This is a genomic window from Pelatocladus sp. BLCC-F211, assembly GCF_041928655.1.
Lineage (GTDB): Bacteria > Cyanobacteriota > Cyanobacteriia > Cyanobacteriales > Nostocaceae > Pelatocladus.
Window position 1 is genome coordinate 1 of record NZ_JBHFLM010000218.1, and the last position, 7,578, is coordinate 7,578.

Consider the following 7,578-nt stretch of genomic DNA (forward strand, 5'->3'; position numbering starts at 1 on the left):
TTGAAAAGAGGAGTTTTTCAAAAAGGACATTATGTAGGTTGGGTGGAACGGAGTGTAACCCAACATTAACCAGACTATAATGTTGGGTTTCGCTGTCGCTATACCCAACCTACAAAACTTTACTATAGTTAATTATTTTTCAGTCAAACAACTTTCTTTAGACTATAATTTTGCAGTTGTTGCACTTCAGTTATGAGTAATAATACTTAATAAACTGGAGAAGAGGAATTAATTGACGAATTCTTACTGAAGAACCGAAAAGTTAATCAATAGAAAGCTTCTATATTGTGTCGAAAAGCGATTAAGGCGTGCTTCCCCTGCTCCTGTTTTAGGGCATCAAGGATCGCATCAGATACTTCTAATGAAACTATTGTCTTAATTTCAATATTAGTGTTGTAGCCTGATAAGTCTGCCAAGCGTCTTCCGTGACCGCCTTCACCTTGCACTTGACTAATGGTGTAGCCGCTTACATTATGGCTTTTTAGCAGCTTAACAATACGGTCTTTCAGCACCGTTTCACCAATGATGGTGATTAAAACAGCAGGTTCTAGGGGAGTGCCTGAGTCTAACATGGAGAACTCCAGAGATTATGTTTTGGCTGAGAAAGCTTAAATTTTCGCTGCCCAGTCCACATTCTATATTAAAAAGGCTCAAGCATTTCTGCCTAAGCCGGTACTGAATGCTATTAATGTGCTAAATTAATGATTTAGCTTTAAAAGCTAAATCGATCAAGCTTAGTAGCGGTTACGTCCGCCGTAGCTTCGCTGACCACCACCAAATGAACCTCTATCTTCTTTAGGTTTAGCCTTATTCACTTTAAGGTCACGTCCCATCCACTCAGCACCATCAAGTGCTTCAATTGCAGCTGTTTCTTCTGCATCTGTACCCATTTCCACAAAACCAAAACCGCGTACACGACCTGTTTCACGGTCAGTAGGTAGCTGAACCCGCTTGACAGAACCATATTCTGCAAAAACTGCATTCAGACTATCTTCTGTAACTTCATAAGAAAGATTGCCTACATAAACTGACATAAATTGTCTCCGAAATCATAAGGGTGTAGAGATTTAAGTTTCGGAGAAAAGTCTGTAAATACCAAAAGGAAAAAGCCCGTCAATACTAAAAACAAACGCGGTCTGCCGAATTAACTCTCACCTATTAGTATGACATAATCAGCAATGATCACAGGATAGTCGCAAAAACCGTTATATAAAGTTATATAAACCATTTATAGCTAAGTATCTGACTTTTCCCGTGATCTTTTTGGCGGAGCGATCGCTTACGATCCCCCGATTTCAAAGTCCTATTCTCCCGTGATTCATGATCATTAAAGTTAAATTGTTGAGAATAAAAATGGTATGAAACCCTTGCTATTTCGACGGTTCATGACTGAACGGGAAAAGTCAGGGGGAAAATAACTAATGACAATTGACACTTGACCATTGACCATTGACCAACAACCAGCAAAATCAAGCTAAAATTTAAAGTCTTTAGACAATTATCCTAAAATATAAGCGTACTTTTGTACTATTATGTTTGGTTTGCAATGGGCAATCAGTAGAGACTATGGCGAGACCAATCGAGCGAATTGAACGGGATCTTGCAGCTTTAGAAGAGGCGATCGCCGCGATCGCTAAAGAACTCCAATCCACTTACACTAGTTATTTAAACACTTTGGGGAAAGCCGTACAGCAGCAGTTAATTCTAGCGGCTTATCACTTGTGTACTCAAGGGTATTCGGAAAACTTTCTCAAATTAAGCTTGAATCAGCGGCAAAATTTGCAGCAGTCGATCCGTAAGCTAGGTAAACAGTCAACTGAACAGTTGCTAGCTCTAGTAAATGGGGAGGAAGAAAAGCTACAACAGCCGCAGGACGAAGAAAATGACGAACTCCTAGCATGGAATCAGGATCATCCTGAGATTATTTCTTTACAACAGACAACTGATGGTGAAAGTGAGCTAGAGGAAGAAGAGGAACAAGAAGAAGAAGAGGAACAAGAAGAAGAAACAAATTTCTCCTCTTTACCTGCTTATCCAACTTTCCCCACTTCTGCAAACCCGATAGAACTAGCAAAATGGCAACAGTTCTTAGAGAGAGCTACACAATATACTCTCAAAAGGATTTCTCATGAGGCTAATCTCCTCCTACAAAAAGCCAAAATCTTACCTCAAAAATTGCCAGAACCGATTTTAGAAGCAATTGGCTCGGAAGCATCTGCTGAGATTGTACCAAGTCCACCCAATCTCATGAGCTTGGTGATCGAAATTGACAATGATCAACAATCAGAAGAGTCTAGCTTGACACAGTTCATGGCTATTAACCTGCGTCTTGTCGAGATTGAATTTGCAGACACCAAACTTTCATCTGAACGCAAACAGATTCGCAATATTTTAGCCCAGTTGAATAAACTAGGATTAGAGTATCAAAAAAGACTGCGGGAACGTTCAGTAGCAGAAGCTGAAGCTGCATGGCGCGCTAGTTGGTATGAAGATTAGTTTTTTGTCATTTGTCATTTGTTATTTGTCGTTTGTCCAAAACTCATAACCAATGACCAATGACCAATGACCAATGACCAATGACCAATGACCAATGACCAATGAGTATCGACAAACCAGACTGGATAAGATTGCAAAAAGCCCTAGCAATAGAAGAAGAACAGGGGTTTACTGATTTGATGGGTAGACAATACCGCTTCAGTGAGTTTCTTACCTTAAGTTTTGGCAAATTTCCGGCTAACTTACCAAATCATGAACGTCGCCGATGGCAACAACTGGCGGCTCAATTTTCTAATTATCCAAATTTGGGACTTGAAGATAGAAAAAACTTAATATTGCAGACTAGCAATTATCTTTATCAACTCGAACAGCAGGAAGAGGAGACGCTTACGCGGGGAAGTGGGGGACAAAGAGGACAAAGAAGCAATTTTTATTCTTCGTCTTCTGCTGCTAAATCTCAAAAACCCAATCCTAAATCTCCAGTTGTCGCGGAGGTAAGTCGGACTCTGGCGCCAAAGCTGGAGCAGAAATTAAAGGATTTACCGGAAATTGGATTACGAAAGGCAGAAAAGTTAGCACGTCTTGGTTTATATACTGTGCGTGACTTGCTGTTTTACTATCCCCGCGATCATATTGATTATGCGCGTCAGGTGAGTATTAGTGAATTAGATGCTGGTGAGACGGTGACGATAGTGGCGGCGGTGAAAAGTTGCAATTGTCGTACCAGCCAAAAGAATCAAAAATTAACAATTTTAGAACTGGTACTGCGGGATAATACTGGCAAGATTAAAATTAGCCGCTTTTTTGCGGGTACGCGTTTTAGTAGTCGGGCTTGGCAAGAAAGTTTAAAACGTCGCTATCCGGTTGGTAGTATTGTGGCGGCGTGTGGGTTGGTGAAAGGAACTAAATATGGTCTAACTCTAGAAGATCCAGAACTAGAAGTTTTGGCTAATCCAGGTGATACGATTGAGTCATTAACTATCGGGCGAGTTGTGCCTGTTTATGCTCTGACTGAAGGGGTAGGTGCGGATTTGGTACGACAAGCGATGATTGCTGCTTTACCAACTGCGGCGCATCTCAAAGATCCTCTACCCAGTGGTTTAAAAGGGAAATATGGGTTGATGGAATTGAAAGATGCGATCGCCAATATCCATTACCCTTCAGATAGCGACAGTTTACAACATGCCCGTCGCCGCCTTGTCTTTGATGAATTTTTTTACCTGCAATTAGGTTTACTGCAACGTCAGCAACAAGCAAAGCAAATTCAAACTAGCGCTGTGCTTGCAGCTAGAGGTGAATTATTAGAGCAATTTTATCAAATATTGCCTTTCAAATTAACTAACGCCCAGCAACGTGTGATCAACGATATTCTCAACGATTTGCAAAAGCCTGTTCCTATGAATCGTCTGGTACAGGGTGATGTTGGTTCTGGGAAAACGATTGTCGGTGTAGTTGCTATTCTGGCGGCGATTCAATCCGGGTATCAAGCAGCGCTGATGGCTCCTACGGAAGTATTAGCAGAACAGCATTATCGTAAGCTAGTTAGCTGGTTTAATTTACTATATTTACCAGTAGAATTACTGACAGGTTCGACAAAAACTGCAAAACGGCGACAAATTCATGCTCAGTTGGAAACAGGAGAATTACCTCTGTTAGTGGGAACTCATGCTTTAATTCAAGACCCTGTGAATTTTCATCGTTTGGGTTTAGTGGTAATTGACGAACAACACCGTTTTGGGGTGGAACAACGAGCGAGGTTACAGCAAAAAGGTGAACAACCTCATGTATTAACGATGACAGCCACACCTATTCCCCGGACTCTGGCGCTGACAATTCACGGCGATTTGGATGTGAGCCAAATAGATGAATTACCACCAGGACGACAAAAAATTCAAACTACAGCCTTAACAAGTCAGCAGCGTCCCCAAGCTTACGATTTGATGCGCCGGGAAATAGTCCAGGGACGACAAGTTTATGTAGTTTTACCCTTGGTGGAAGAATCAGAAAAATTGGATTTGCGATCGGCTGTTGAGGAGCATCAAAAGTTACAAGAAAGTGTGTTTCCTGAGTTTCAGGTCGGGTTGTTGCATGGTCGCATGAGTTCTGCGGAAAAAGACGAAGCAATTAGTAAATTTCGCGACAACGAAACTCAAATCTTGGTTTCCACTACTGTGATCGAAGTCGGCGTAGACGTACCCAATGCTACAGTTATGCTCATAGAAAATGCAGAGCGTTTTGGCTTGTCGCAATTGCACCAGCTACGCGGACGTGTTGGTCGAGGTGCAGCACAATCTTACTGTTTGCTCATGAGTAGTTCTAGAAGTGCTGATGCTCAACAACGGTTAAAAGTCTTGGAACAATCCCAAGACGGCTTTTTTATTTCCGAAATGGATATGCGGTTTCGTGGCCCCGGTGAAGTGCTGGGAACTCGTCAATCTGGTGTGCCAGATTTTACCTTAGCAAGTTTAGTGGAAGACGAAGAAGTACTAATACTAGCGCGACAAGCTGCGGAAAAAGTCATAGAAATAGATGTAACTTTAGAGCGTTGGTATTTGATGAAGGAAGAATTAAAGTACCGATACGAGCGGTTAATGGGCGGAGCGATTTTGACTTAGAAGGGGATTGGGGATCGGGGATCGGGAAGAGACTTGTTAAATAATTCTCCCTTGTCCCCCTTGTCCCCTTTCCCTTGTCCCCAATCCCTATCCCCACAAATGAATTTAATTTTATGCAACTAGTTAGTTTATCTCGCTCTGAGTTGCAGATAATTTTCTAAATCTTGGGTGCGTTGTTTAGTCAGTCGTTCTAAACATTGATTGCGAAAAATTTCGTAACCTGTGCCACCACGAGATTCGTAGACTTCAAAATCACAGGCGTTATCTCGAAAGACTATCCACGCTTGTTGTCCTTTAGTTAATAGTTGCTTTGGCTCTCTTTGAATATTTACAAGGACTTTTTGGTAAGTTTGATTGAGCTTTTTGTCTGCGGCTGCGTATGATTGTTGAGAACAATACTTCAATTCTGGTGTTGTTGTTGCTTGAGAGCAGTTAATTGTTGGCTTTTGCGCGATCGCTGTGCTTGGTGTCGCTAGACTAGGAATAACCAGGACTGATAAAAATGCGATCGCAGTCAAAATAAAAGCAATAAATAATCTTTTATACATTTTATACATACCTTGTTGATGAAAAATCAAAAATTAAGTAACCCCTCGTTCACCCATAAACCTCATACATGTAAATAACATAGCCTTTCTCCATATGTTAGAGAAAGGCTATGACTGAGGGGTTTTTAAGATAATTGATAAGTTTAAAGAATTCGGTATAACTCTTGAGATATAACTGAGCGATATTGTTTTACCGCTCTATAACTATCTACTCAATCACCCCAGCCTATTCCGGAAACTTTCCAAAAAATTTTTTTAACAAGGTAATCAATTAGCTAAAACTGGGTTGCTATCTGGATGATCATGCCCAACTAGTGAATTACTTGAATTAGAGATATTTAAGCATGGAATGTAAACAAATGTAATTTTTTTTGAGAAGTGACATAAATCATTTGAAAATTAAAAACACCATGTTAAGCAAAGGTTAATTAAGATGAAAGGTAAGAGAATCAACAAAAGGAGAGAACTTATCTGATTTATTTTGCTCTCTATAAATAAAAATATAAGAAATTTACTTCCTGCTGCCAAAGTCATAACAATAGGGATAATAAAGCCAAAATATATGTTCAAAACAACTCAGATTGTAACGACACCTTCTGTAGAACACTTACTTAAGCTTTGGGTAAGACGTTACACACCTGATTTATCTTCTCTATCCCTATCTCAAAAAATATTGATCGCTTCATTGACGGAAACTATTTCACCAGAAGGTAGAGCGCAAACTGTTGCGAGATTAAAAAATAACTTATTAGATATTAATAGCCAAATGGCATGGCTAAAAACAAAATCTCTGCACAATTATATTCCTAATGTTTTAGATTTTAACGAAGCCAAACAAATCACTAATTCTGCACTTATTATTTATAAAGTTCTACTAGATTTTTACCAAAAACAAGCATCTTATACGACTTCATCAATCACAACATCATCACAAAGGTCTCTTAAGTTTGAGGATATTTTTCTTGCTGAATTTGGAATATCAACAATCAAGGAATTAGCCTACACGCTGGAACCTACATTAATAGCATTTCAAGAGCAACATATGGCGTGTAAAGACTGGTGTACACTAGGCTTTATGACTACGCAATTAAAATTTACTAATAAACTAATTTTAAATCAAATTACACCGATTGAAAAAATCTTACTCAGTCCATATATCACTTTTATTGAAGAGCAAGTTGCCATTCCCTGGCAAAGAGTATGTGTTGCAAGTGCTAAACATGATTTAGATTCACCTGTTTTTACTCTTGTAGAGCAAATGTTACCCATGGCTGAAGATATTGCTCATACTGTTTACCATAAACTAGTCGAATTATTTCCTAATCATTGTAGTCGTAGCGGTTTATTAAACACTCCAACAGTCGCACAATCAAGTATTCGTGATTTGAATATGTTCCAAGCCTATCTTTGGCTATGTGTATTAGAGGAAAGTCTTGTACCAGTAGAACAGGAACTCGTAGGTTTATGTGTAATGGTCATGGAAAAATTAAAGGTGAAATGGAAAATATTACAACAATGGAATCAAATCTTAATGGATGAAATTATTCATCGTGTCCAGCCAGAATATCAGAAGATTTTGTTACCTTATACTGAAGGGATGATATTAGCTTTTGATAGGTGAAAGGTTAGTAATATTTTATTCAGCCCTGGCGATTAGAAATCGTGCCTACAGAGACTAAAACCGTCTGCGCGGGTTATTTTATTTAGTCTACTTAGGTGGGCTTTGTTTGTGTAGTAGCTAATTATATTTCAATACGGTTCAGTTAAGGCTAAAAACAAAAACTAGCGTAGGTTGGGGAGCCAGTGCGTTGCGGGGGTCCCAAGAGTTGTAGCACCTGGCGTTTGAGGAACGTAGACGCGCCCTGCGCGGCTGATCGCAGAGTAACCCAACATTATCAAGGCTTTGTTGGGTTTCGCTT

Annotated in this window: 6 protein-coding genes; 3 read left to right on the forward strand and 3 right to left on the reverse strand. The window is 39.8% G+C overall.

Features of this window, described 5'->3' with window-relative positions:
• Positions 1-266: 266 nt before the first annotated feature.
• Positions 267-572 carry a P-II family nitrogen regulator gene (locus tag ACE1AT_RS26110; protein ID WP_374873712.1) on the reverse strand — a complete coding sequence of 102 codons (306 nt, stop codon included), beginning with the start codon at positions 570-572 and terminating at the stop codon, positions 267-269.
• 162 nt (positions 573-734) lie between these two features.
• Positions 735-1,034 carry an RNA recognition motif domain-containing protein gene (locus ACE1AT_RS26115; protein WP_374873714.1) on the reverse strand — a complete coding sequence of 100 codons (300 nt, stop codon included), beginning with the start codon at positions 1,032-1,034 and terminating at the stop codon, positions 735-737.
• A gap of 532 nt (positions 1,035-1,566) precedes the next feature.
• Between ACE1AT_RS26115 and ACE1AT_RS26120 the strand changes: the two genes are divergently transcribed.
• Together ACE1AT_RS26120 and recG are read left to right on the forward strand one after the other, a co-directional pair.
• Complete coding sequence (locus ACE1AT_RS26120) at positions 1,567-2,496, forward strand: hypothetical protein (protein ID WP_374873716.1); 930 nt, start codon at positions 1,567-1,569, stop codon at positions 2,494-2,496.
• Positions 2,497-2,597: 101 nt separating this feature from the next.
• Positions 2,598-5,111, forward strand: coding sequence for an ATP-dependent DNA helicase RecG (recG, locus tag ACE1AT_RS26125; protein WP_374873718.1), 2,514 nt, complete (start codon positions 2,598-2,600; stop codon positions 5,109-5,111).
• A gap of 128 nt (positions 5,112-5,239) precedes the next feature.
• Here the strand turns inward: recG and ACE1AT_RS26130 are convergent, their stop codons facing one another.
• The gene (locus tag ACE1AT_RS26130) at positions 5,240-5,659 is read right to left on the reverse strand and encodes a lysozyme inhibitor LprI family protein (RefSeq protein ID WP_374873720.1); all 420 of its coding nucleotides are present in this window, start codon (positions 5,657-5,659) and stop codon (positions 5,240-5,242) included.
• 562 nt (positions 5,660-6,221) lie between these two features.
• On the opposite strand from ACE1AT_RS26130, the gene ACE1AT_RS26135 reads away from it, so the two are divergent.
• Complete coding sequence (locus tag ACE1AT_RS26135; RefSeq protein WP_374873722.1) at positions 6,222-7,280, forward strand: hypothetical protein; 1,059 nt, start codon at positions 6,222-6,224, stop codon at positions 7,278-7,280.
• Positions 7,281-7,578: the final 298 nt, after the last annotated feature.